General features: G+C 74.6%; 19 protein-coding genes. 13 read left to right on the top strand and 6 right to left on the bottom strand.

Going from position 1 to position 24537, the window contains the following annotated elements:
• Window positions 1–100: 100 nt before the first annotated feature.
• Window positions 101–1228 carry a tryptophan--tRNA ligase gene (gene trpS, locus ABRQ22_RS17885; protein WP_353707710.1) on the bottom strand — a complete coding sequence of 376 codons (1128 nt, stop codon included), beginning with the start codon at window positions 1226–1228 and terminating at the stop codon, window positions 101–103.
• Window positions 1229–1386: 158 nt separating this feature from the next.
• The gene (locus tag ABRQ22_RS17880) at window positions 1387–2424 is read right to left on the bottom strand and encodes a DMT family transporter (RefSeq protein WP_353707709.1); all 1038 of its coding nucleotides are present in this window, start codon (window positions 2422–2424) and stop codon (window positions 1387–1389) included.
• Window positions 2425–2507: 83 nt separating this feature from the next.
• On the opposite strand from ABRQ22_RS17880, the gene ABRQ22_RS17875 reads away from it, so the two are divergent.
• From ABRQ22_RS17875 to ABRQ22_RS17855, 5 genes are all read left to right on the top strand, one after another.
• Window positions 2508–3425: a LysR family transcriptional regulator gene (locus ABRQ22_RS17875; protein ID WP_353707708.1), complete on the top strand. Its 918-nt coding sequence runs from the start codon at window positions 2508–2510 to the stop codon at window positions 3423–3425.
• Between the two features lie 47 nt (window positions 3426–3472).
• Window positions 3473–3892: a YciI family protein gene (locus tag ABRQ22_RS17870; protein WP_253054997.1), complete on the top strand. Its 420-nt coding sequence runs from the start codon at window positions 3473–3475 to the stop codon at window positions 3890–3892.
• 77 nt (window positions 3893–3969) lie between these two features.
• Window positions 3970–5235, top strand: a complete 1266-nt coding sequence (locus ABRQ22_RS17865) for a DUF6596 domain-containing protein (RefSeq protein ID WP_253055128.1) — start codon at window positions 3970–3972, stop codon at window positions 5233–5235.
• A 100-nt stretch (window positions 5236–5335) separates the two neighbouring features.
• Window positions 5336–5797, top strand: a complete 462-nt coding sequence (locus ABRQ22_RS17860) for a tRNA (cytidine(34)-2'-O)-methyltransferase (protein WP_353709575.1) — start codon at window positions 5336–5338, stop codon at window positions 5795–5797.
• 120 nt (window positions 5798–5917) lie between these two features.
• Window positions 5918–6250, top strand: a complete 333-nt coding sequence (locus tag ABRQ22_RS17855; RefSeq protein ID WP_353707707.1) for a hypothetical protein — start codon at window positions 5918–5920, stop codon at window positions 6248–6250.
• A gap of 84 nt (window positions 6251–6334) precedes the next feature.
• Here ABRQ22_RS17855 and ABRQ22_RS17850 read toward each other — a convergent pair whose 3' ends face one another.
• Together ABRQ22_RS17850 and xylA are read right to left on the bottom strand one after the other, a co-directional pair.
• A complete protein-coding gene (locus ABRQ22_RS17850) occupies window positions 6335–7930 on the bottom strand; it encodes an FGGY family carbohydrate kinase (RefSeq protein WP_353707706.1) in 1596 nt (531 codons plus the stop codon).
• A gap of 1 nt (window position 7931) precedes the next feature.
• The gene (gene xylA, locus ABRQ22_RS17845; RefSeq protein WP_253054994.1) at window positions 7932–9122 is read right to left on the bottom strand and encodes a xylose isomerase; all 1191 of its coding nucleotides are present in this window, start codon (window positions 9120–9122) and stop codon (window positions 7932–7934) included.
• Window positions 9123–9224: 102 nt separating this feature from the next.
• Between xylA and ABRQ22_RS17840 the strand changes: the two genes are divergently transcribed.
• On the top strand, window positions 9225–10466 hold the full coding sequence (locus ABRQ22_RS17840) for an ROK family transcriptional regulator (RefSeq protein WP_353707705.1): 1242 nt from the start codon (window positions 9225–9227) through the stop codon (window positions 10464–10466).
• Between the two features lie 48 nt (window positions 10467–10514).
• Here the strand turns inward: ABRQ22_RS17840 and ABRQ22_RS17835 are convergent, their stop codons facing one another.
• Complete coding sequence (locus tag ABRQ22_RS17835) at window positions 10515–11582, bottom strand: LacI family DNA-binding transcriptional regulator (protein WP_353707704.1); 1068 nt, start codon at window positions 11580–11582, stop codon at window positions 10515–10517.
• A 174-nt stretch (window positions 11583–11756) separates the two neighbouring features.
• On the opposite strand from ABRQ22_RS17835, the gene ABRQ22_RS17830 reads away from it, so the two are divergent.
• The 7 genes from ABRQ22_RS17830 to ABRQ22_RS17800 all read left to right on the top strand — a co-directional run bounded on the left by ABRQ22_RS17830 (window position 11757) and on the right by ABRQ22_RS17800 (window position 22109).
• Window positions 11757–12695: a sugar ABC transporter permease gene (locus ABRQ22_RS17830; RefSeq protein ID WP_253054990.1), complete on the top strand. Its 939-nt coding sequence runs from the start codon at window positions 11757–11759 to the stop codon at window positions 12693–12695.
• Between the two features lie 137 nt (window positions 12696–12832).
• A complete protein-coding gene (locus ABRQ22_RS17825) occupies window positions 12833–13654 on the top strand; it encodes a carbohydrate ABC transporter permease (RefSeq protein ID WP_253055126.1) in 822 nt (273 codons plus the stop codon).
• Between the two features lie 82 nt (window positions 13655–13736).
• Window positions 13737–15077 carry a sugar ABC transporter substrate-binding protein gene (locus ABRQ22_RS17820; RefSeq protein ID WP_253054989.1) on the top strand — a complete coding sequence of 447 codons (1341 nt, stop codon included), beginning with the start codon at window positions 13737–13739 and terminating at the stop codon, window positions 15075–15077.
• A gap of 144 nt (window positions 15078–15221) precedes the next feature.
• Window positions 15222–17366, top strand: a complete 2145-nt coding sequence (locus ABRQ22_RS17815) for a beta-galactosidase (protein ID WP_353707703.1) — start codon at window positions 15222–15224, stop codon at window positions 17364–17366.
• A 129-nt stretch (window positions 17367–17495) separates the two neighbouring features.
• Window positions 17496–21095, top strand: a complete 3600-nt coding sequence (locus ABRQ22_RS17810) for an Ig-like domain-containing protein (protein ID WP_353707702.1) — start codon at window positions 17496–17498, stop codon at window positions 21093–21095.
• Window positions 21096–21306: 211 nt separating this feature from the next.
• A complete protein-coding gene (locus tag ABRQ22_RS17805) occupies window positions 21307–21639 on the top strand; it encodes an STAS domain-containing protein (RefSeq protein WP_353707701.1) in 333 nt (110 codons plus the stop codon).
• A complete protein-coding gene (locus ABRQ22_RS17800) occupies window positions 21636–22109 on the top strand; it encodes an ATP-binding protein (RefSeq protein WP_253054985.1) in 474 nt (157 codons plus the stop codon). The genes ABRQ22_RS17805 and ABRQ22_RS17800 overlap by 4 nt, the downstream gene beginning before the upstream one ends.
• Before the next feature lie 36 nt (window positions 22110–22145).
• Here ABRQ22_RS17800 and ABRQ22_RS17795 read toward each other — a convergent pair whose 3' ends face one another.
• Window positions 22146–24428, bottom strand: coding sequence for a SpoIIE family protein phosphatase (locus tag ABRQ22_RS17795; RefSeq protein ID WP_353707700.1), 2283 nt, complete (start codon window positions 24426–24428; stop codon window positions 22146–22148).
• Window positions 24429–24537 lie beyond the last annotated feature (109 nt).

Below are 24537 nucleotides of genomic sequence, written 5' to 3'. Positions count from 1 at the left end.
GGAGATCGTCGGCACGACCGATGCGCCCCGGTTCGAGCGCTGCACTCCCGCGTGCAGCACTCGAACCGGAGCGCATCGTCCGGCACGGCACGGGTCGCCGTCAGTACGCCGTGCCCATGAGGTCGCGGACGTCGGCGAGGGTGCGGTCGGCGATCGCGTTCGCGCGGGCGTTGCCCTCGCGGAGCACGCCGAGGGGGTCGGGGCCGTCGCCTGCGGCCAGGGCCCGGCGTCGGGCCCGCAGGGGGCGCAGGTGCTCGACGAGCGCGTCGGTCACCACCTGCTTGAGCCGCCCCGCGCCCGCCGCGCCGACCTCGTCCGCGAGCGCCTCCGGCGTCGTCCCCGCCGCGAACGCACCGACCGTGAGGAGGTTCGCGACCTCCGGGCGGCGCTCGGGCTCGTACGTGACGTGTCGCTCGGAGTCCGTGCGGTGGCGGCGGACGAAGCGCGCGGTGGCGTCCTCGTCGTCGCGCAGCTCGAGCGCGTTCCCGGCGGACTTGCTCATCTTGCGCCCGTCGGTGCCGAGCACGGTGGGGGCGGGCGCGAGCAGCACGTCGGGCTCGGGGAAGTACGGCCGCGCGGCGGCGTAGCGCTGGTTGAAGCGGCGCGCGATCGTCCGCGTGAGCTCGACGTGCGGGAGCTGGTCCTGCCCGCCGGGCACGAGGTTGCCGTGGCAGAACAGGATGTCGGCGGCCTGGTGCACGGGGTAGGTGAACAGCAGGCCGCTCATGGGCCGCCCCTGCCGGGCCGCGGCGGCGACGGCCTCGGCCTTCACGGTCGGGTTGCGCTCGATCTCGGCCGTCGTGACGAGACTGAGGAACGGCAGCAGGAGCTGGTTGAGGGCCGGGACCGCGGAGTGCGCGAAGATCGTCGTGCGCGCGGGATCGATCCCTGCGGCGAGGTAGTCGAGCACGACCTCCCGCACGGTCGCGGGCAGGTCGCCGGCGTCGTCGCGGTCGGTGATGACCTGGTAGTCGGCGACGACGAGCACGACCTCCACGCCGTCGTCCTGGAGCCGCACGCGGTTGGCGAGCGTGCCGAGGTAGTGGCCGAGGTGCAGCGCGCCGGTCGGACGGTCGCCGGTGAGGACGCGGTACCCGGACGGGTCGGTCGCGAGGCGGGCCTCGATCTGCGCGGACCGCTCGCGCGCGGCGGCGACGGACGCGGTCGACGACGGCGTGGCTCCGTCCGCGGGGCGGGTCGCCCCGGCGGGGGCGAGGGTCGTGGTCATGGTGGCTCTCCTTCGGCGAGGAGCCGCGCGCCGCGTCCCGGTCGGGTGGGCCCGGACGTGACGACGTCCCGGCTGCGGCGCGCAGCTCGGGACGTGGGCAGGACTGGTCACGGCTGCGGGGGCAGCCACCACCAGCTCTGCGTGATCATGCGTCCACCCTACGCCGCGGGTCCCGCGGGAACGGAGCCCCGGGTCAGCCCCGCGCGACCGGAGCCCGGTCTGCGGGGACGGCCGGGCAGCGTCGCGACCGCGACCCCGGCGAGGCACAGCGCGCCACCGGCGAGGGTGACGACCGCGGGGACCTCGGCGAGCACGAGCCAGGACAGCACGACGACGAGCGGCGGGACGAGGTACGTCGTCGCCGCGGCGCGGCCCGCGCCGAGCCGCGAGAGCGCGTAGCCCCAGGTCGTGAACGCGACGGCGGTCGGGCCGAGCCCGAGCAGCACGACCGCCCACGTCGACGACGACGGCGCGGTGGCGGCGTCGGCTGCGAGCGCCGGGGCGAACGGCAGGAGGGCGGCGGTGCCCGCGAGACACCCGACCCACGTCATGGTCAGCGCGTCCACGCGCGCGAGGAGCCGCTTCTGCGACGTCGCACCCGCGGCGTAGAGGACGGCGGCCGTGAGCCCGAGGGCGACGCCCAGCACGTCGCGCTCACCCGACGACGTCGCCGCCGCGATGACCGCGACCCCGGCGAACGCCGCGGCCATGCCCACGAGCAGGCGGCGCGGGAAGCCCTCGCCGAGCAGGACGCCGGCGAGGACCGCGACGAGGACGGGCGCGACGTTGACGAGCAGCGCCGTCGTGCCCGCGTCGAGGTGACGCTCGGCGGCGTTGAGCGCGAGGTTGTAGAGGCTGAACCACCCCACGCCCCACGCGAGGACGCCCACGAGCACCCTGCCCCGCGGGAGCACGGGCCGGTGCCCGCTGCGCAGCCACCGCACGGCGACGATCACGGTCAGCCCGACGCTGCCCGCGAGCTGGCGGCCGAGCGCGAGCGCGCCGGGGTCGTAGTCGTGCCCGGCGGCGCGCACGCCGATGAACGCCGAGGCCCACAGGACCACGGTGACGGCGACGGCCGCGACGACGAGGGCGGCGCCGCGGCGTCCGGGCGCCGCGACGGGGGCTGCCGCGGGCGGGCCGCCGGCCGGCGCGGCGGAGACGACGGACGGGGCTGCGGTCTCGGGTGCGGTCACGTCCTCGATGGTCGCGCGCCCCCACCGTTCAGCACCAGCACGTGTTCCTTCCGCTCGATTCAGTCTCGCTGTAGCGTGGAGGGATGCTCGACGTCCACCGCCTGCGCATCTTCCGCTCCGTCGTCGCGAGCGGTTCGGTCCAGGCCGCCGCGACCGCGCTCGGGTACACGCCGTCGGCCGTGAGCCAGCACGTCGCCGCGCTGCAGCGCGAGACGGGCCTGACGCTCCTCGAACGCGCGGGTCGCGGCGTGCGGCCCACCGCGTCGGGGCTCGCGCTCGCCGCCCAGGCCGACGGCGTGCTCGCGCGCCTCGGCGAGGCGGAGGCCGTCGTCGCGGACCTGCGCGCGGGACGGACCGGCTCGCTCTCCCTCGCCTACTTCGCCTCCGTGGGCGCCGCGTGGCTGCCGCACGTCGTGCGCCGGCTCACGACCGACTTCCCCGGCGTCCGCCTCGACCTGGAGCTGAGCGAGACCATCCCGGACGACCCCGACTCGCGGGCCGACGTCCAGCTCGTGGTCGCGCCGCGCGGGTTCGACCCCGGCGGCGGCTTCCGCGCGTACCACCTGCTCGACGACCCGTACGTCGTCGTGCTGCGCGACGACCACCACCTGGTGCACCGCGACGAGGTCGAGCTCGTCGAGCTGCGCGGCGAGCGCTGGGTCGACAACGACTTCGCGCGCGGCTGGTGCCGCCGCAACCTCGTCGAGGCGTGCATGGCCGCCGGGTTCAGCCCGCCCTTCCACGTCGAGGCGCACGACTACCCCACGGCGATCGCGTTCGTCGGGGCCGGGGTCGGCGTCACGGTCCTGCCCGCGCTCGGCGCCGCGCACCTGCCGCCCGGGCTCGTCGCCGTCCCCGTCGTCCGGCCGGCTCCCGTGCGCTCGATCCACGCCGTGCTGCGCGACGCCGTCGTGGGCACGCCCCCGGTCCGGGCCGTCCTCGACACCCTCCAGGACGTCGTGGGCGCACGTGTCGATCCCGCGGGTTCCCGTTCGACCTGAGGATGAGAGGGTCGGGAGGTCCGGCCCGCCGACACCAGGAGAAGACGATGAAGTACATGCTCATCATGCGTGGCAGCGACGAGAGCCAGGCGGCGTTCGAGGACGTCTCGTTCGACGAGATGCTCGAGACCGTCGGGCGGTTCAACGACGAGCTGATCCGGGCGGGCGTCCTGCTCGCAGCCGAGGGCCTGGACGACGCCGCGCAGGGCGTGGTCGTCGACCTCTCGTCCGACGTGCCCGTCGTGACCGACGGCCCGTACGGGGAGACCAAGGAGCTGTTCGGCGGCTACTACGTCCTCGACGTCGCGTCGAAGGAGGAGGCCGTCGAGTGGGCCAAGCGGCTCCCGTACTCCGGCCCCGGGGCCAAGGTCGAGGTCCGCCGCGTCACGACGATCGACGAGTTCCCGCAGGACAACGAGTGGATCCGCAAGGAGCGGGCGTGGCGCGAGGCGACCGGCCAACTGTGAGCGCACCCGGCGCGGGCGCCGGTCCGGGTGTCGGCCAGAGCCAGCAGGCCGACCCGGGCCGGCGCGCGGTCGAGGCCGTGTGGCGCATCGAGTCCGCACGGATCGTGGGGGCGCTCGCGCGGTACACCGGCGACTTCGCGCTCGCCGAGGACCTCGCGCAGGAGGCGCTCGCCGAGGCGCTCGTCGCCTGGCCCCGCGACGGCGTGCCGCGCCACCCCTCGGGCTGGCTCCTCACGGTCGGCAGGCGCCGCGCGATCGACGCGTTCCGCCGCCGTGCCGCCCTCGACGAGCGCTACGCGGCGCTCGCCCACGGACTGGGCGAGGGCGCCGTCGTCACCGGCGGGCCGCCGTCGGGCCCCGCGGACGGCGCAGGCACCGACCTGCTCTGGGACCCGGACCAGGTCGACGACGACGTGCTCGCCCTGATGTTCGTCGCGTGCCACCCGGTGCTCTCGCCGGAGGCGCGCGTCGCGCTCACCCTGCGCGTGGTCGGGGGCCTCTCGAGCGACGAGGTCGCGCGCGCGTTCCTCGTGCCGACGGCGACGGTCCAGGCCCGCATCACACGCGCCAAGAAGACCCTGGCCGCGGCCGGCGTGCCGTTCGGCGTGCCGCCGGCCGACGAACGGCGCGAGCGCCTGGGCTCCGTGCTCCACGTGCTGTACGTGATCTTCACGGAGGGGTCCACGGCCACGACCGGCGAGGACTGGCTGCGCCCCGACCTCGCGCACGAGGCGCTCCGGCTCGCGCGCGTCCTCGCCGGACTGGTCCCGGACGAGCACGAGGCCCACTCGCTCGTCGCGCTCCTCGAGCTCACCGCCGCGCGGTTCCCCGCCCGCACCACGCCCGACGGCGATCCCGTGCTGCTCGCGGACCAGGACCGACGGCGCTGGGACCGGTCCGCGATCCGGCGCGGTCGCGCGGCGCTGGCCCGCGCCGACGCGGTCGGGTCGCCCGGTCACGGGCGCGGCGCCTACGGCCTCCAGGCCGCGATCGCCGAGTGCCACGCGGTCGCCGCGTCGGTCGAGGAGACGGACTGGGACCGCGTCGTCCTCCTCTACGAGGCGCTGGGACGGCTCGCGCCGTCGCCCGTCGTGGAGCTCAACCGGGCCGTGGCCGTCGCGATGGCGCACGGCCCGGCGCCGGCGCTGCGGATCGTCGACGAGCTCGTCGCGACCGACCGTCTGCCCGGGTTCCACCTCCTGCCGAGCGTGCGCGCCGAGCTGCTCGGCCGCCTCGGCCGCGTCGAGGAGGCGCGCGCGGAGTACGAGCTCGCGGTGCGGCTGTGCCCGAACGCGCGCGAGCAGGACCTGCTGCGCCGCAAGGCCGCCGCGCTCGGGGCGTGACGCGCGACGCTGCGAGAATCGGTGCGTGAACGAGACCCCCGACCCCCACACCGACTGGCGGCCGCACGTCGCCGACCCGGCCGCCCGACCGGCGTCGACCCTGCCCCACGTGGTGTTCCACGAGCCGCGCATCCCCGGCAACACGGGCAACGCGATCCGCCTCGCCGCGGTGACCGGGGCGCGGCTGCACCTCGTCGAGCCGCTCGGGTTCGACCTGGACGAGCCCAGGCTGCGCCGCGCGGGCCTCGACTACCACGACCTCGCGGCCGTCGAGGTGCACGCGGACCTGGACGCCGCGCTCGCGACCCTCCCCGGCCGGGTCTTCGCGTTCACGACGCGCGCGACGACGTCGTTCACGGACGTCACCTACCGGCCGGACGACGTCCTGCTGTTCGGCCCCGAGCCGACGGGCCTGCCCGCCGCGGTGCTCGCCCACGAGCGGATCACGGACCAGCTGAAGATCCCCATGCTGCCCGGGCGCCGCTCGCTCAACCTCACCAACGCGGCGTCGATCGCCGTCTACGAGGCGTGGCGGCAGACGGGCTTCGCCGGCGGCGCGTAAGGGAAAGCACGTACCTGGTGGAGGTCAAAGTTACGTAGTCCACGAGTTGCTGGTAGGGCCGCGCCACGGTGAACTGTGGCCGAGCCGATCCCGGCCCCCACACCTGAGCAAAGGAGCTCCATGCGAACCATCCGACTGCGCACCCTGGCCGTCTCCGCCCTCGCTGCGGCCGCCGTCGCGATCGCGCCCTCGGCGAGCGCGGCCCCCTACGACGGCGGCGTGTGCTCGTTCGACGTGACCCGGACCGGGAACGTCTTCACCGTCAGCGCGGGCACGTGCGACTGGGTCCTGCTCGAGGTCTACGGCTCCGCCTACGGGATGAACCTCAACCGCTCGGTCTCCACGACGAGCGTCGCGTCGGTGACGATCGAGGGCCCGGTCTGGGGCGTGACCGGCGCCGCCGCGGTGGGCCGCAAGGCCGGAGTGACGGGACCCGTCGTCCGCGTGCTCTGACCGCTCCCGCCCACCGTCGTGGGCGCACGAAGGGCCCGACCCCCTCACGGGGGCCGGGCCCTTCCCTGCTGTCACGAGGTCGTGTCAGACGAGGTCGCGGACCGCCGCGTACTGGTCGCGGATCGCCGGGACCGGGTCGGCCTCGACCACCGTGGCCGACGACGCGGCCCAGGAGGGCGGCGCGACGTCCTCCCTGGAGCCGCCCGCCTCGTGCGCGGCGAGGACCCACGCGGCCTGGCGCGCGGCGCCGTCGGCCACGTACTCGCCCGGCTCGGGGACCGTGACGGGCAGGCCCAGGACCTGCGGCGCGATGCGCCGGACCGCCTCGGACTGCGCGCCGCCGCCGATGAGCTGCACGCGCTCGACCCGCACGCCGAGCGCCCGCAGCGCGTCGAGCCCGTCCGCGAGGCCGCACAGCATGCCCTCGACGTACGCGCGCGCGAGGTGCTCCGGCGTCGACGTGCCGAGCCGGATCCCGTGCAGCGTGCCCGACGCGTCGGGGCGGTTGGGCATGCGCTCGCCCTCCAGGTACGGCACGAGCACGAGCCCGTCCGCGCCGGGAGGCGCCTGGAGCGCGAGCCGCGACAGCCCCGCGTGGTCGACGCCGAGGACGGCGCGCGCCGCGTCGAGCACCCGGCTCGCGTTGAGCGTCACCGCGAGCAGCAGGTACCGGCCCGTCGCGTCGGAGAACCCGTTGACGAGGCCGGAGCCGTCCGCCGTGCGGTCGTCGGTCACGGCGGACACGACGCCCGACGTCCCGATCGACACCGCGACGTCGCCCGCGACCATGCCGAGGCCGAGCGCGGCACCGGCGTTGTCGCCCGCGCCGGCGCCGAGCAGCGTGCCGCCCTCGACCGCGCTCCCTGCGACCGACGCGTGCGCGACGCCGGCCACGGCGGACGGCGCGACCACGCGCGGGAGCACGACGTCGGTCCGGCCGAACGCGAGCTCCAGCAGGTCGAGGCGGTACGCGCCCCGGCCGTCGTCCCCGTCGTCGCGGGTCGCGTCGTAGTACCCCGTCCCGGACGCGTCGGACGCGTCGGTGGCGAGCGCGTCGAGGTCCGGGCCGAGCGGCGCGGACTCGTCGCCCACCGGGCCGTACCCCGCGATGCGCCACGTGAGCCAGTCGTGCGGCAGCGCGACGGCGGCGACGCGCGCCGCGTTCTCCGGCTCCGCGTCGCGCAGCCAGCGCAGCTTCGTCACCGTGAGCGACGCGACCGGCACCGACCCGATCGCGTCGGCCCACGCCTGGGCGCCCGCCTCGGTCGCGGACTCGACCCGGTCGTGGGCGTCGGGGACGCCCTCGGCGAGGCGGGCCTCGCCGAGCTCGCGGATCAGGTCGCGCGCGGCCGGGGCCGAGCGCGTGTCGTTCCACAGGAGCGCATCGCGGACGACGTTCCCCTCCGCGTCGAGCGCGACGAGCCCGTGCTGCTGGCCGCCGACGGCGAGCGCCGCGACGTCGTCGAGCCCGCCCGCCGCGGACGCGGCCTCGCGGAACGCGGCCCACCACGCGTCGGGGTGCACCTCGGTGCCGTCGGGGTGCTTGGCCGAGCCGGTGCGCACGAGGGCGCCCGTCGCGGCGTCGCGCACGACGACCTTGCAGGACTGCGTGGACGTGTCGACGCCGGCGACGAGCGTGCGCTCGCCGCCGGCGTCGGACGTCCTGGCGTCGGTCGTCACCTCAGCCGATCAGGTGCTCGAGCGCGAGCTGGTTGAGGCGCACGAAGCCGAAGTCGCGGTTCGCCGCGGCGTCGACGTCGAACTCCTCGTACGCGCTGCGGTCCGCGAGCAGGTCGGCCACGGACTCGCCCTCGGCGAGGGTCGGCTGGCCCAGCTCGAACACGCCGGAGTGCGCGAACGCCTCCTGGACGCGGGAGTCGGCACGGTAGGCCGCGGCCTTGCGCGCGAGCAGGCGGTAGGTCTCCATGTTGGCGCGCGCGGAGTCCCACACGCCGACCTCGTTCTCGGTGCGCGACGGCTTGTAGTCGAAGTGGCGCGGGCCCGTGTACGTGGGGCCGCCGTTCGGGAAGCCGTTCTCGAGCAGGTCGACCGTGAAGAAGGCCGAGAGCAGGTCGCCGTGGCCGAACACGAGGTCCTGGTCGAACTTGATCGAGCGCTGGCCGTTGAGGTCGATGTGGAAGAGCTTGCCCGCCCACAGCGCCTGGGCGAGGCCGTGCGTGTAGTTGAGGCCGGCCATCTGCTCGTGGCCCGTCTCCGGGTTGAGGCCCACGATGTCGCCGTTGTCGAGCTTGGCGATGAGGCCGAGCGCGTGACCGATCGTCGGCAGGAAGATGTCGCCGCGGGGCTCGTTCGGCTTGGGCTCGAGCGCGATCTTGAGGTCGTAGCCCTTCTCCTTGATGTACGCCGCGGTGAGGTCGAGGCCCTCGGCGTAGCGCTCGTGCGCGGAGTGCAGGTCCTTGGCGCCGTCGTACTCGGTGCCCTCGCGGCCGCCCCACATCACGAACGTCTTGGCGCCCAGCTCGGCGGTGAGGTCGACGTTGCGCAGCACCTTGCGCAGCGCGTAGCGACGCACGCCGCGGTCGTTCGACGTGAGACCGCCGTCCTTGAACACGGGGTGGCTGAACAGGTTCGTCGTCACCATCTCGATGACCAGGCCCGTCTCCTGCGCCGCCTGGCGCACGGAGTCGAGGCGCTTGGTGCGCTCGGCGTCGTCGGCGCCGAAGGGCACGACGTCGTCGTCGTGGAACGTGAAGCCCCACGCGCCGAGGTCGGCCAGGCGGCGCACCGACTCGGCCGGGTCGAGCGCGGGACGGCTGGCGCTGCCGAACTGGTCCTGCGCGGTCCAGCCCACGGTCCACAGACCGAAGGAGAAGTTGATGTCTGCGTCGTGCCGGGTGGTCTCGTCGGCCACGGTGGTCTCCTCGTCGAGAGGGCCGCGGCGCTGTCCTCGCGCCGACGGCCTATTTATGTCGTACGGATGAACTTATCCGCCCGGGTCGGTAAGGTCAAGACCGTGAACCGCAGCGTCGCGACCCGCACGGGTCCCCCAGCAGCCCGGCAGGCCACGCTGCGCGAGCACAACCTCGCTCTCGTCGCCCGCGCGGTCTTCGAGTCCGCCGAGCCGTGCTCGCGCGCCGACATCGCGGCGTCGAGCGGTCTCACGCGCGCGACCGTCTCGACGCTGGTGGACCGCCTCGTCGCCGCGGCCATCGTCGCCGAGCTCCCGCCCGCGACCCCGCAGCGCGCCGGCCGGCCCGCGGTCCCCCTCGCCCCCGCGCCGCGCTCGATCGTCGGGCTCGGCCTGGAGGTCAACGTCGACTACCTCGGCGGCCGCGTGCTCGACCTCACGGGCGCCGTCGTCGCCGAGCACGTCGACCCCGACGACCTCCACGACAGCGACCCCACCGACGTGCTCGCGCGGCTCGGCCGCATCGCGCAGGACCTCCTCGCGAGCGTCCGCGCCGATGGCATGACCGTCGCGGGCGCCCGCCTCGCCCTGCCCGGCCTCGTCGACACGCGCGCGGGGCGGCTCGAGGTCGCCCCCAACCTCGGCTGGTCCCACCTCGACCCCGGCCCGCTCCTCGGGCTCGGCCCCGACGTCCCCGTCGAGATCGGCAACGAGGCCAAGCTCGCCGCGCTCGCCCAGGCGAGCCACGGCGTCGTGGCCGACGACGCGTCCGACCCCGCGCCCGAGGCGGCGCCGTCGACCTACCTCTACGTGTCCGGAGACGTCGGCATCGGGTCCGCGATCGTCGTCGACCGCCGGCTGTTCCACGGACGCCACGGCTGGACCGGCGAGGTCGGGCACGTCGTCGTCGACCCGCGCGGCCCGCGCTGCCGCTGCGGCGCGACCGGCTGCCTCGAGCAGTACGCGGGCAAGGACGCGCTCCTGCGCGGGGCGGGGCTGCCCGTCGACGCGCCCACCGAGGCGCTCGTGGCCGCGCTCGACGCCGCGGAGCCCGGCGCGCTCGCCGCCGTCGAGCGGGCCGGGACCGCGCTCGGCAGCGCGCTCGCCGACTACGTGAACCTCGTCGACATCGACACCGTCCTGCTCGGCGGCATCTACCCCGCGCTCCTGCCCTACCTGCGCAGCGCGGCCGACGCCGAGCTGCGCACGCGCGTCCTCGCCGCCCCGTGGACGGACGTCGTCCTGCTCCCCGCCCCGGTCGGCGACCACGCCGCCCTCACCGGCGGCGCGCGCGAGGTCCTGCGCGGCGTCGTCGAGGACCCGAGCGCCTGGGTCGCCGAGGACTGACCCTCCGCCGCAGCCCAGCGGGCCCCAGCAGGCCGACGACCACGGGCTCTAGCTCGGGGGCGGGGCGGTGCTGGCGCGCTCGACGAGGCGGGTCGGGACGAGGCGGGTGCCGGCCTCGTGGACTCCCTCGCGGACCTGCCGGAGCACCTGCTCGACGAGCCGACGGCCGACCTCGGCGAAGTCCTGGTGGACGGTGGTGAGCGGGGGCAGGAACTCGCTCGACTCGGGCAGGTCGTCGAACCCGACGACGCTCACGTCCTCGGGCACGCGCCGGCCCGTGTCGTGCAGGGCGCGCACGAGCCCGAGGGCCATCTGGTCGTTCGCGACGAAGACCGCGGTGACGTCGTCGCGCTGCGCGAGGCGCAGCCCGGCCTCGTAGCCGGACGACGGCGACCAGTCGCCCCGCTCGATCGCCGGCACCTCGCGGCCCGCCTCCTCGAGCGTGGCGCGCCAGGCGGAGGTCCGGCGCTCGGCCGCGAACGAGAGCGCGGGGCCCGCGAGGTGGTGCACGGTGCGGTGCCCGAGGTCGAGCAGGTGTCGCACGGCCTGGCGCGTGCCGTCGGCCTGGTCGGTGTCCACGACGGCGTAGCTCTCGCCGGCGTCGGAGTCCGCGACGACGACCTGGACGCCGGGCGGCAGGCTGACCCGTGCGACGTCGAGGAGGTGGACCTCCATGAGCAGGATGATCGCGTCGACGGCGAGCTCACCGAGGCGCGTGAACGCCCCGTGGACGCCGTCCTGCGTGGGCGCGGCGACGGGGATGACGGTGATGGCGTAGCCCTCGGCGGCGGCGGACGTCGCGATGGCCTCGAGCGTGCGGACGTTGCCGGTGGTCGCGAGCGAGAAGAGGATGACGCCGATGGTGCGGAACGACCCGCTCTTGAGCGCGCGGGCGGCGCTGTTGGGCCGGTAGCCGAGCTCGGTCATGGCCTCGAGCACGCGCGAGCGGGTCGTCTCGACGACGCCCGGGTGCCCGTTGGAGACGCGGGAGACGGTCTGCGCGGAGACCCCGGCGACGCGCGCGACGTCGGCCATCGAGACGCGCCGCGCCGTGCGTACGGCAGCTCCCCCGGTGCGCGTCAGGGCGGGGGTCTCGTCGTCGAGCCCGTCGGTCATCTCGTCCTCGTCCTCGTGGTGTCGGCACAGTACCCGTGCCGGACCGGCATCGTGGCCGGTCACCGACCAGCGTAGGCGATGTTTGCGTAAACACCGAACCTCGTGCCATGCTCATGTTTACGCAAACACCGGCGACGACCGACGTCGCCGTCCCCCGATGACGAGGACCCCAGCATGACGACGACGTCCCCACCCGTGGCGGGGCACCGGCCACCGGTCGGCGCACCTTCGTCCCTCCCGGCCCGGCGCCGACGGCGCTCGTGGACCGGCTGGGGCTTCGTGGGCCCGTTCATGGCGGTCTTCGCGCTGGTGTTCCTGGCACCGATCGCCTACTCGATCTACCTCAGCCTGTTCCGCACCCAGATGGTCGGCGGCACCCAGTTCGTCGGGTTCGACAACTACGCGCGCGCCTTCTCCGACCCGCAGTTCTGGTCGGGCGTGTCGCGCGTCGGCCTGTTCCTCGTGGTCCAGGTCCCGATCATGCTCGGCATCGCCCTGCTCGTCGCGCTCGCGATCGACTCGGGGCGCCTGTACGGGCGCAACTTCTTCCGGATCTCGATCTTCCTCCCTTACGCCGTCCCGGCCGTCGTCGCGACGCTCATGTGGGGGTTCATGTACGGGACGCGGTTCGGGCTCGTCGCGAACATCAACGACGCGCTCGGCACGGCGATCCCCAACCCGCTGTCCCCGGACTGGGTGCTGCTGTCGATCGGCAACATCGTGACCTGGGAGTTCGTGGGCTACAACATGCTGATCTTCTACTCGGCGCTGCGCGTCGTGCCCACCTCGCTCTACGAGGCGGCCGAGCTCGACGGCGCGTCCCAGTGGCAGGTCGTGCGGGCCATCAAGATCCCCGCGATCCGCGGCTCGCTCGTGATCGCGACCATCTTCTCGATCATCGGCTCGTTCCAGCTCTTCAACGAGCCGAGCATCCTCCAGAGCCTCGCGCCGAACGCCATCACGACGTACTTCACCCCGAACCTGTACGCGTACTCGCTGTCGTTCTCCGGCCAGCAGTACAACTACTCGGCGACCGTCGCCATCATCATGGGCGTCCTCACGATGATCGTGGCCTACGTCGTCCAGCTGCGCGGCATGCGCAAGGAGGCCTGACGATGACCGCCACGACCCCCTCGACCCCGGCGGTCCCCGCCGCGGCCCGCACGACGCCGCGCACCACGACGCGCAAGCCCGTGCGCCTGCGCTCGCGCGCCCCGCACAGCGTCGCCCGCCCGCGCCGCAGCGTTCTCATGACCGTCCTCACCGGGATCGTCCTGCTCTACGCGCTCGTGCCGCTGTTCTGGCTCGTCGTCAACGCGTCCAAGACGCAGTCGAGCCTGTTCTCCTCGTTCGGGCTCTGGTTCAGCGGCGACTTCGCGCTGTTCGACAACGTCGCGCGCACGCTCACCTACGACGACGGCATCTTCGGCCGCTGGTTCGCGAACACGCTCCTGTACGTGGTGCTCGGCGCCGGCGGCGCGACGTTCCTCGCCGTGCTCGGCGGGTACGCGCTCGCGAAGTTCGACTTCCCGGGCAAGCGCGGCGTGTTCGCGACCGTCATCGGCGCGGTCGCCGTGCCGGGCACCGCGCTCGCCGTGCCGACGTTCCTCATGTTCAGCCAGATGGGCCTCACGAACACGCCGTGGGCCGTCATCATCCCGTCGCTCATCTCGCCGTTCGGCCTCTACCTCATGTGGGTCTTCGCGGCCGAGTCGATCCCGACGGAGCTGCTCGAGGCCGCGCGCATGGACGGGTCGAGCGAGGGCCGCACGTTCTTCCAGGTCTCGCTGCCGCTGCTCGCGCCCGGGATCGTCACGGTCCTGCTCTTCACCATGGTCGCGACCTGGAACAACTACTTCCTGCCGCTGATCATGCTCAAGGACCCTGACTGGTACCCCCTGACGCTCGGCCTCAACGCGTGGAACGCGCAGGCCGCGACCGCCGGCGGCGAGGCGATCTTCGACCTCGTGATCACCGGCTCGCTGCTGACGATCCTCCCGCTCGTCGCCGCCTTCCTGCTCCTCCAGCGCTACTGGCAGTCCGGCCTCGCCGCCGGGTCCGTCAAGGAGTGACCGGACCCCGACCCCATGCCCTGCCGCCCGCAGCGCGTGTGCACCACCCGATCCGTCTGACGACGAAGTGAGAGGAACCCCCATGTCCGTCCGCACCACCCGCACCCTGCGTGCCGTCGCCGCCACCGGCGTCGTCGCGCTCGCCCTGGCCGCCTGCAGCTCCGGCGGCGGCAACGACTCCGGCGGGGACGCGGCCTCGGCCGACGACGTCGCCGCGGCTCTCGAGGAGGGCGGCAGCCTCACGGTGTGGGCCTGGGAGCCCACGCTCGAGCAGGTCGTCACCGACTTCGAGGCGAAGTACCCGAACGTCGACGTCGAGCTCGTCAACGCGGGCACCGGCAACGACCAGTACACCGCGCTCCAGAACGCGATCGCGGCCGGCAAGGGCGTGCCCGACGTCGCGCAGGTCGAGTACTACGCGCTCCCCCAGTTCGCGCTCTCCGACGCGCTGGCCGACCTCTCCGCGCTGGGCGCCGACGAGCTCGACGGCACGTTCACGCCGGGGCCGTGGAGCGCCGTCCAGCAGGGCGAGGGCATCTTCGGCCTCCCCATGGACTCCGGCCCCATGGCCCTCTTCTACAACGAGGAGGTCTTCACGCAGCACGGCATCGAGGTGCCGACGACGTGGGACGGCTTCGTCGAGGCGGCGCGCGCCCTGCACGCGGCCGACCCGAACGTGTACATCACCAACGACACGGGTGACGCGGGCTTCACGACGTCGCTCATCTGGCAGGCCGGCGGCCAGCCGTTCCAGGTCGACGGCACGGACGTGACCATCGACCTCGCGGACGAGGGCAGCACGCAGTTCGCCGAGACGTGGCAGACGCTCATCGACGAGGACCTGCTCGCGCCGGTCAGCTCGTGGAGCGACGAGTGGTACCAGGGCCTCGGCAACGGCACGATCGCGACGCTCGCGATCGGCGCGTGGATGCCCGCGAACCTCGAGTCCGGCGTGCCCGACGGCGCCGGCAAGTGGCGCGTGGCCCCGCTCCCGCAGTGGGAGGAGGGCGCGTCGGCCAGCTCCGAGAACGGCGGCTCCGCGCTGTCCGTGACCGCGGCGAGCTCGCAGCAGGCGCTCGCCTACGGCTTCCTCGAGTACGCGAACGCGGGCGACGGCGTGCAGGCGCGCGTCGACGGCGGCGCGTTCCCGGCCACGACGGCCGAGCTGGAGTCGGACGAGTTCCAGGGCTACGAGTCCGAGTACTTCGGCGGCCAGAAGATCAACGAGGTCCTCGCGCAGTCCGCTGCCGACGTCGTCGAGGGCTGGTCGTACCTGCCGTTCCAGGTCTACGCGAACTCGATCTTCAACGACACCGTGGGCCAGGCGTACGTCTCGGGCACGACCCTCGCCGACGGCCTGAAGGCCTGGCAGGACGCGTCGGCGAAGTACGGCACCGAGCAGGGCTTCACCGTCAACGAGTGACCTGATCCCCGCCGGGCGCCTGCCGGGGCGCCCGGCGGCCCTGCCCCGAACGGCCGCGTGGTCGTGCCCCCGGTACGACCACGCGGCCACCCGCCGGTGGCCCCACCCGCCACCGACCGCTCTGCGAGCACCTGAGGAGCCTGCATGTCCACCCCCACCCCGTTCCGCTGGCTGCGCCGTCCCGGGCCGCACACGCCCCCGGGCGCGGCCGTCGGAGCGTCCGACGCGTACGCGCCGTCGGGCCTGTCCTACGGCGCGGACTACAACCCGGACCAGTGGCCGCGCGAGGTCTGGGCGGAGGACGTGCGCCTCATGCGCGAGGCGGGCGTCACGGTGGTCTCGCTCGCGATCTTCTCGTGGGCGCGGATCCAGCCGACGGAGCACACGTGGGACTTCGCGTGGCTCGACGAGGTCATGGACCTGCTCCACGCGAACGGCATCACGGTCGACCTCGCGACGGCGACGGCCTCGCCGCCGCCGTGGCTCACGACGAAGCACCCGGAGATCCTGCCCCAGACCCGCACGGGCGAGACCCTGTGGCCGGGCGCCCGGCAGCAGTGGCGCCCGACGTCGCCGGTCTTCCGCGAGCACGCGCTGCGCCTCGTGGAGCGCATGGCCGAGCGGTACGGGGACCACCCGGCGCTCGTCGCGTGGCACGTCTCCAACGAGCTGGGCTGCCACAACGTCGACGACTTCTCCGACGACGCCGCCGCCGCGTTCCGCACGTGGCTGCGCGAGCGCTACACGACCCTCGACGCGCTCAACGACGCGTGGGGCACGGCGTTCTGGTCCCAGCGCTACAGCGCGTGGGAGCAGATCCTGCCGCCCCGCCTGGCCGCGTCGCACCCGAACCCGACGCAGCAGCTCGACTTCAAGCGGTTCTCGTCGGACGCGCTGCGGGAGTACCTGCGCGCGGAGGCCGCGATCCTGCGCCGCGTCACGCCCGACGTCCCCGTGACGACGAACTTCATGGTCATGGGCGAGACGAAGGGCATGGACTACGCCGCCTGGGCGGACGAGCTGGACTTCGTCTCCAACGACCACTACGTGCTCCCCGGGCCGCAGGCCCTCGACGAGCTCTCGTTCTCCGCGAACCTCACGGGCGGCATCGCCCGGCACCGCCCGTGGTTCCTCATGGAGCACTCGACGAGCGCAGTGAACTGGCAGCCCGTCAACGTCGCGAAGAAGCCGGGCGAGCTCGCGCGGGACTCGCTCACCCACGTCGCGCACGGCGCCGACGCGGTCTGCTACTTCCAGTGGCGCCAGTCCGCGGCGGGCGCCGAGAAGTACCACTCGGGCATGCTCCCGCACGCCGGCGAGCGCTCACGCCTGTTCCGCGACGTCGTCGCGCTCGGTGCGACCCTGCGCGACCTCGCCCCCGTCGCGGGCAGCGAGCAGAAGCCCGCGCGGGCCGCGATCGTCTTCGACTGGGACTCGTGGTGGGCGAGCGAGCTCGACTCCCACCCCACGGACCGGCTGCGCTACCGGCAGGAGGCGCTCGACTGGTACTCGGCGTTCCTCGCGCTCGGCGTGCGGGCGGACGTGGTGCCCACGGCGACGGACCTCGCGACGTACGACGTCGTCGTGGCGCCCGTGCTGCACGTGGTCCCCGTCGACCTCCGGGACCGCCTCACGGCGTTCGTCGAGGGCGGGGGCCACCTCGTCACCACGTACTTCTCGGGCGTCGTCGACCAGGACGACCACGCGTGGCTCGGCGGCTACCCCGGCGCGCTGCGCGACCTGCTCGGCGTCCGCGTCGAGGAGTTCGCCCCGCTGCTGGACGGCGAGAGCGCGACGGTCGAGCTCGCGGGCGAGCAGCTCGAGGGCACCCTGTGGACCGAGCCGGTGGACGTCGTCGACCCCGACGTCGAGGTGCTGGGCTGGTACAAGACCGGTGAGCAGGCGGGCCGCGCCGCGGTGACGCGGCGGACGGTCCGGTCCGGGGACGGCGCGGGCTCCGCCGCGTACGTCTCCACGCGGTTCGGGCGCCTCGGCCTCGTCCCCGTGCTCGCGCGCCTGCTCGACGACGCGGGCGTGCGCAGCGAGCTGCCCGCCGCCGTCCGCGGCGACGTCGAGCTCGCGGTGCGGACGGACGGCTCCGACGACTTCTGGTTCCTCGTCAACCGCACGGCGCGCCCGGTCGAGGTGCCCGACGTCGCGGGCGACGTCCTCGCAGGCCGCCGCCTCGCGCCGTCGGGCACTGGCTCCCCGGAGACCGGAGCGATCCTGCTCGAGCCGCGCGGCGTCGCCGTCGTCCGCCGCTCGGCCGAGCCGACCCCGCCGAGGTAGAGCCCCGGTAGCGCGAGGTAGAGGCGTGGTCATGACCACGCCTCTACCTCGGCCGAACAGACCCCGCGGGACCGACCCGCACCCGGTGCAGCAACCGGTTCGCAGCGACGCGAAGGAGGTGGCTCAGGGATGAGCCCGACCGAGACCGACACGACCACGCGGGGTGGACCACCCGGTCCTCGCCGCACCCGCCCGGGCGGCCCGGCCGCCCGCCGGACGGGGGCCCGCGTCGTCGCGGGCCTCGGCGCCGGGGCGCTCGTCGCGGGCTGCGCGCTCGCGGCCCTGCCCGCGCAGGCCTCGCCCCTGGGCGCGGTCGCCGCGACGGGTACGACGGCGGCCGCGGCCGACGTCGCGGGCGTCACCGTCACGCCCGACCCGTCGTACGCGGGCGCGCCGTTCGAGGGCTGGGGCACGAGCCTCGTGTGGTTCGCCAACGCCACGGGCGGCTACCCGGACGAGATCCGCGAGAAGCTCGCGGACATGGTGTTCGGCGACGAGGGCCTCAACCTCAACATCGCGCGCTACAACGTCGGCGGCGGGAACGCTCCCGACGTACCGGACTACCTGCGCGCGGGCGGCGCCGTCGACGGCTGGTGGAAGGCGCCCGAGGGCACGACGCGCACCGACGTGGACTGGTGGGACCCCGAGAACCCGGACCACTGGGACGAGGACGCCGACGCGACGCAGCGCTGGTGGGTCGACCGCATCAAGGACGACGTCACGCACTGGGAGACGTTCAGCAACTCCCCGCCGTGGTTCATGACCGTGAGCGGGTACGTCTCGGGCGGGTTCAGCTCGACCGCGGACCAGCTCAAGACGGAGAGCATCGACGACTTCGCGGCGTACCTGGTCGGCGTGACCGAGCGCCTCGAGGACGCGCACGGCATCGAGGTCGACACGATCGACCCGTTCAACGAGCCCAACACGAACTACTGGGGCACCCAGCTCGGCAGCGACGGCAACCCGACCGGGGGCCGCCAGGAGGGCGCCCACATGAGCCCCGCGCTCCAGGCGAAGGTCGTCCCGGCGCTCGCCGCGGCGCTCGAGGGCTCCTCGACCGACGCCGTCATCTCGGCGATGGACGAGACGAACCCCGGCACGTTCGCGACCAACTGGAACGCGTACCCGCAGGCGGTCCGCGACCAGGTGTCGCAGCTCAACGTCCACACCTACGGCACGGGCCAGCGCACGACGGTCCGTGACATCGCCAAGGGCGAGGACAAGCCGCTGTGGATGAGCGAGGTCGGCGGGAACTGGAGCTCGACGGGCCAGGACTTCGAGACCATGGAGTCCGGCCTCGGCAGCGCGCAGCACATCGTCGACGACCTGCGCGAGCTCGAGCCGAGCGCGTGGGTGTTCTGGCAGCCGGTCGAGGACTACGCCAACATGGCGCCGGGCGGCGAGAGCGCGAACGGCATGAACTGGGGCGAGATCCAGATCCCGTTCGACTGCACGGCCGAGGACACGCTCGAGACGTGCCCGATCTACACGAACACGAAGTACTGGGCGACCCAGAACTTCACGCACTACATCGAGCCGGGCGACTCGCTGATCCGCTCGGACGACGCGAGCAGCACGGCCGCGGTGTCGGCCGACGGCACGTCCGCGACGGTCGTGCACGTGAACGCCACGAAGGCCGAGCGCGCCGTGACGCTCGACCTGTCGAAGTTCGGTGCGGTCGGGTCCGATGCGACCGTCACCCCCGTGGTCACGAGCACGGCCGGCTACCTCGTCGAGGGCGAGCCGGTGGCCGTCGAGACGGGTGCGGACGGTCCGAGCGCGACGCTCGTCGTGCCGGCCGAGTCCGTGACGACGTTCGTCGTCGACGGCGTCTCCGGCGTCGCGGACGACGCCGCGCTCGTCCAGGACGGTCACGCCTACCGTCTCGACGGCGTGCAGGCGGACCGCTCGCTCGCGCCGTCGGCGTCGGGCACGGGCGTCGTGATCCGCACCGACGCGCCGGTCGCGGAGCAGGCGTGGGAGCTCACGGCGCTCGGCGCCCCCGAGGGCTCCGGCACGCACCGCACGCGCTACGCCGTGACGAACGCGGCCACGGGCCGCCAGCTCGCCGTCACGGCCGACACGTCCGCTGTCCTCCAGGACGCGCCCGCCGACGTCGCGGACACCCCGCTCGCCGCGCAGTGGATCCTCTCGACGACCGGCGACGGCACCTTCACGCTCGTCAACGCGTCCTCGAAGACCCTCCTCGAGGTCGGCGGCCAGGCCACGGCTGACGGTTCCCCCGTGGGCACGTACCTCGCGAACTCCGGCGTGAACCAGCGCTGGCGGGTCGTCGACGAGACGGTCCTGGGCACCGAGCCGGTCGAGGCGTTCACGACGCCGGGCACCGCGCCCGAGCTCCCCGCGACCGTCACGCCCGTCTACCGCGACGGGGCGCGCGGCGCGCTCCCCGTGACGTGGGACGTGCCGGACGACGACGCGTGGGCCGAGCCCGGCACCGTCGAGGTGACGGGCACCGTGGCCACGCCGACCGGCGGCGAGGTCGCCGCGACGGCGACCGTCGTCGTCGACGAGCTCACCTCCACGCTCCCCGCGCGCGCCAAGGCGTACGCGGGCGGCACGCCGACGCTCCCGGCGACCGTCACCGCGGTGGCGGCGGGCGGGGCCGAGGTGCCGCGCCCCGTGGTCTGGGACGACGCCCCCGCGGACGCGTACGACGCCGTCGGGGTCGTCGAGCTCTCCGGCACGGCCGACGCCGGGGCGGGCGCCACGCTCCCGGCCACCGTCCGCGTCCAGGTGACCGAGGCGGCGTCCGCCAACGTCGCGCTCGCCGCGGGCACGACCGCGAGCGCGACGTTCACCGAGCCGGGCTACGCCGTCGGCGGCGTCGTGAACGGCAACCTCACCGACAAGGCGTGGTCGAACTGGGTGTCGGGCACCAAGCGGACGTCCGACACGCTCACGGTCACGCTCCCCGCCGACCGGGACGTCACGGGCGTCGTGACGCGGTTCTGGAAGGACGGGTCCAGCGCGAGCTGGGCGCAGTCCGTCCGGCTCCAGGCCCTCGTGGGCGGCACGTGGACCGACGTCGGCGCGCCCGTCACCGTGGACGCCTCGCCCGACGGCCCCGCGCCCGCGGTCGAGATCCCCGCGGACGTGCGGACGTCGTCCGTGCGCGTCGTCCTCACGGCGCGGGCGAACACGCACCTGGTCGTCTCCGAGATCGAGGTCCTCGCCAAGGTGCCCGGCACGGGGACCGACGCCGCGGCGTCGGGCATCACGGTGGCCGGCGAGCCCCTCGCCGGGTTCGACCCCGCGGTGACGGCGTACGACGTGCCCGTCGCGGGCGGGGTGCCGGCCGTCGCGGCGGTCGCGCACGACCCCTGGGCGACGGTCGCGGTCGAGGCCGCCGACGCCGTCCCCGGCACGACGACCGTGCGCGTCACCGCCGAGGACGGCACGGAGCAGGCGTACGCCCTGCGCTGGACCGCCGACGCGGGCAGCGCCCCGGTCTCCGCCGTCGCCGAGACGCGGTGCCTGGCCGGGAAGGTCTACGTCGCGGTCCGCGCCACGAACGACGGCGACGCGCCGCTCGACGTGACGCTCGCGACGCCGTACGGCACGCGGACGTTCGCGGGAGTCGCCCCGGGCACGAACGCGTACCAGTCGTTCGCGTCGCGCGCCGCGTCCGTCCCCGCCGGGACGGCCGTCGTGACGGTCGACGGGTACGCACCGCTCGAGGTCGCGTTCGACGCGCGCACCTGCTGAGAGGTCCGGCCCACCGTGCGGGCCCGGTCGACGTCCCCCGCGACGTCGACCGGGCCCGTCGCCGTCCCGCGGGCCGGGACGTGCGACGACGCACGGACCGGATCCGGAAAGGTCGGCGCCACGCGCCGGATCGCAGAGCGAGCGTCGGCAGGTCCGCGTACCGTGTCCCGGGTGCCCGGCACCGTGCCGGGACGAGGAGGAGCGCACCACGGTGACCCCGACGACGAGCGGCGACGTCCTGACCACGAGCGGCGGCACGCGCTGGACCATGCGAGGCGAGATCGACGCCGCGGTCCAGGCCCGCCGCGAGGACGAGCTGCTGCGGCTCGCGCAGTCGGCGGACGATCGCATCCACGTCGACCTCGGTGACGTGACCTTCATGGACTCGGGCGGCCTGCGCCTGCTCTACCACGCCGCCACCGCCGGGTCGGGGTCGCCCGTGCTGGAGCGCGTCCCGCGCCGCGTCCGCGACCTGCTGGAGCTCAGCGGGGTCGTCGACCTGTTCGAGATCGCGGACGACACCACCGGCGAGGACGGCGCGTGAGCGTCGAGCACGCCGCGGTCCCCGTCGGCTTCGTCGAGATCGGCTCCTGGCCGCTGCGCGGACTGGGCGACCTCGCGACGCTGCGCGAGGGCCTGCACCGCCTCCTCACCGGCGGGCCGCTCCCGCCGGACCGCGCGCTCGAGGCGACGCCGGAGCGCGTCGTCCTCGTGGCGAGCGAGCTCGCCACCAACGCCCTGCGGCACGGCCTGCCGCCCACGCGCGTCCGTCTGCTCAGCGACGGGCGCGAGCTCGTCGTGGACGTCGTGGACCACTCGCCGGCCGCGCCGGTCGTGGCCGGGCGGCGCTCACCGGGCGCGGGCGGGTTCGGCCTCGTGCTCGCGCAGCGGGCGTCGACGGCCGTCGGCTGGTTCCGGGCCGGTACCGGCGAGAAGCACGTGTGGGCGCGGTTCGACGTCCCGGTCTTCCGCGGCGGCGCCTCGGTGCGCAGCGCGCTCCTCCCCGTCGGCTGACCGCTGTCGGCTGCCCGTCGACCCGCCGCGACGCGCTCAGGCGTCGCGGCGCACGAGGAGCAGCGTCGCGTCGTCCGCGGAGCGCGGGTCGCGCGCCGCCGTGACGATGCCGTCCACGTCCGCGTCCGGGCCCGCCGCGAAGACCGCCGCGAGCCGGTCGAGGCCGTCCCGGATCGACTCGCCGCGACGCTCGACCAGCCCGTCGCTGTAGAGCACGAGCGCTCCCCCGCGCGGGACCTGGAGCACGTGCGCGGTCGGGACGCGGTCGACGATCCCCAGCGGGGGGACGCTCGCGCGCTCGGCCCACGTCGTCGTGCCGTCCGGCCCGACGACGAGCAGGGGCGGGTGCCCCACGGACACGTGCTCGACGACGCCGCTCGCCGGGTCCAGGAGGGCGACCGCGAGCGTCGCGACCTCGCCCGGCAGGGTCCAGCGGGCGACCTCGCCCAGCCGTGCCACGGCCTCGACCGCCGAGCCCGAGCTCACGAGCGCGGCGCGCAGCGTCGTGCCGAGCTGGCCCATCGTCGCGGCGGCCTGGAGACCGTGGCCCGTGACGTCGCCGACGACGAGCGCGAGGCGGCCCGACGGGAGCACGAGGGCGTCGTACCAGTCGCCGCCGACCAGGCCGGTGCCGGCGGACTCGTAGCGCGACTGGAGCGTCCAGCCCGGGACGTCCGGGAGCAGCGCCGGCAGGAGGCTGCGCTGCAGCTCCTCCGTCGCGCGCACGGCCTTGCGTCCGCGCAGGTACAGCGCCTCCACCAGGTGGCCCCGCAGCGACGTCGCGACGTCGGTCTGGTCCGCCGTCCACGGCGCGCTGTGGCCGCGCACGACCTCGCGCCAGCGCTCGAAGGACTTGCGCGGGCTCAGCCGGACCGTCGCGCCCTCGCGTTGCGCGATCGCCTTGTTGTACGGGTCGCCGCCCCAGTCGACGTGCCGCAGCACCTCGTCGCGCACCCACACGACGACCTGCCCCTCGGGGAGCACGATGCCCATCACTCCCGCGACGTCGGGCGCGAGCGCCGCGACGTCCGGCGCGTCGCGGCCCAGCGCCTCGGTCGCGACGAGGTCCTCGCCGTGGCCGAGCACCCAGGCGACGAGCGCGCGGCACCCGTCCTCGTCGGGCGTGCTGCCGACCTTGATGAGGCCGCCCTCCGCGACGACGACCGCACCGTCGGCCCGGACGAGGCGCCGCAGCCAGCCCGAGCGGGTCAGCGCGGTGCCGATCGGGACGCTCTCGTCGCGGCTGTCGGCGGCGAGATGGGCGAGGACGCCCTCCGCGCGCCGCACCTCGGCCTCGCGCTCGTCCTCGGCCTGCGCGACGAGCCGGACCGAGAGCGCCGATCCGAGGAACTCGGCAGCCGTGCGGACCTCGTACGGCGGCTCGTGCGGTCCGGCGTAGTGGTGGCACGCGATGAGCCCCCACAGCCGGCCCTCCCGCAGGAGCGAGATCGACATCGACGCGCGCACGCCCATGTTGCGCAGGTACTCGAGGTGGATCGGCGAGACGCTGCGCAGCGTGGAGTACGTGAGGTCGAGCGGCGCGCCCGTGGTCGGCAGGAGCGCCGGCACGATCGGCTGGGGCGCGTAGTCCACGTCCGCGATGAGCCGGATCCAGTTCTTCTCGTACAGCGCCCGGGCCTGCGGCGGGATGTCCGACGCCGGGTAGTGCAGCCCGAGGAACGCGTTGAGGTCCTCGCGGCGCGCCTCGGCCACCACCTCGCCGTTGTACGCGGCGTCGAAGCGGTAGATCATCACGCGGTCGAACCCGGTGAGCTCGCGCACGTGCCGGGCGGCGTCGTCGTACAGCTCGTCGAGGGTCGCGGCACGCTCCAGGTCGCGCAGCGCGTGCCGCACGGCGAGGTAGGTGTTCGGGAACGTGAGGGGGCGCGCGCCCGCGGCCGTCTCGAGCTCGACGACGAGCACCGGCTCGGTCTCGGCCGCGTCCACGGGCAGCGGGGGCCGGTGGAGCACGGCGTCCACGGCGACGGGCGCCCCGTCCCAGCGGTCGAGGTCCAGCGTCACGGGGTTGCGCGTCGCGAGGTCGCCGACGTTCACGGCGTGGTCGAGCACGCGGCGTGCCGGTTCCGCGCCCAGCGCGTCGGCGAGCGGTCGGCCGACCAGCTCCTCGGCCGGGACGCCCAGGTGCCGCGCGACGTTCGCCGACGCCTGGAGCAGCACGCCGTCGTGCTCGCGCACGACGAGCAGCACGCCGCGGGGCTGGATCATGCCGGGCACGTGGATGGGCTCGCGTGCGCAGTTGTCGAGGTCCACCGCCTCGCCGGGCGCCAGCAGCTCCGGCTCGTCGACCGTCCTGGTCACGTGGTCCTCCGTCCGGGTCGCCGCACACCGGCAGGGGTGCCGCGGTGCGGGTCGACGGACCACCTGGGCTCGAGGATCCTGGTCGAGTGCCCCAGGCTACCGCGCCCCG

Source organism: Cellulosimicrobium sp. ES-005 (assembly GCF_040448685.1).
GTDB lineage: Bacteria > Actinomycetota > Actinomycetes > Actinomycetales > Cellulomonadaceae > Cellulosimicrobium > Cellulosimicrobium cellulans_G.
This window is presented reverse-complemented; position numbering and strand designations above follow the sequence as displayed.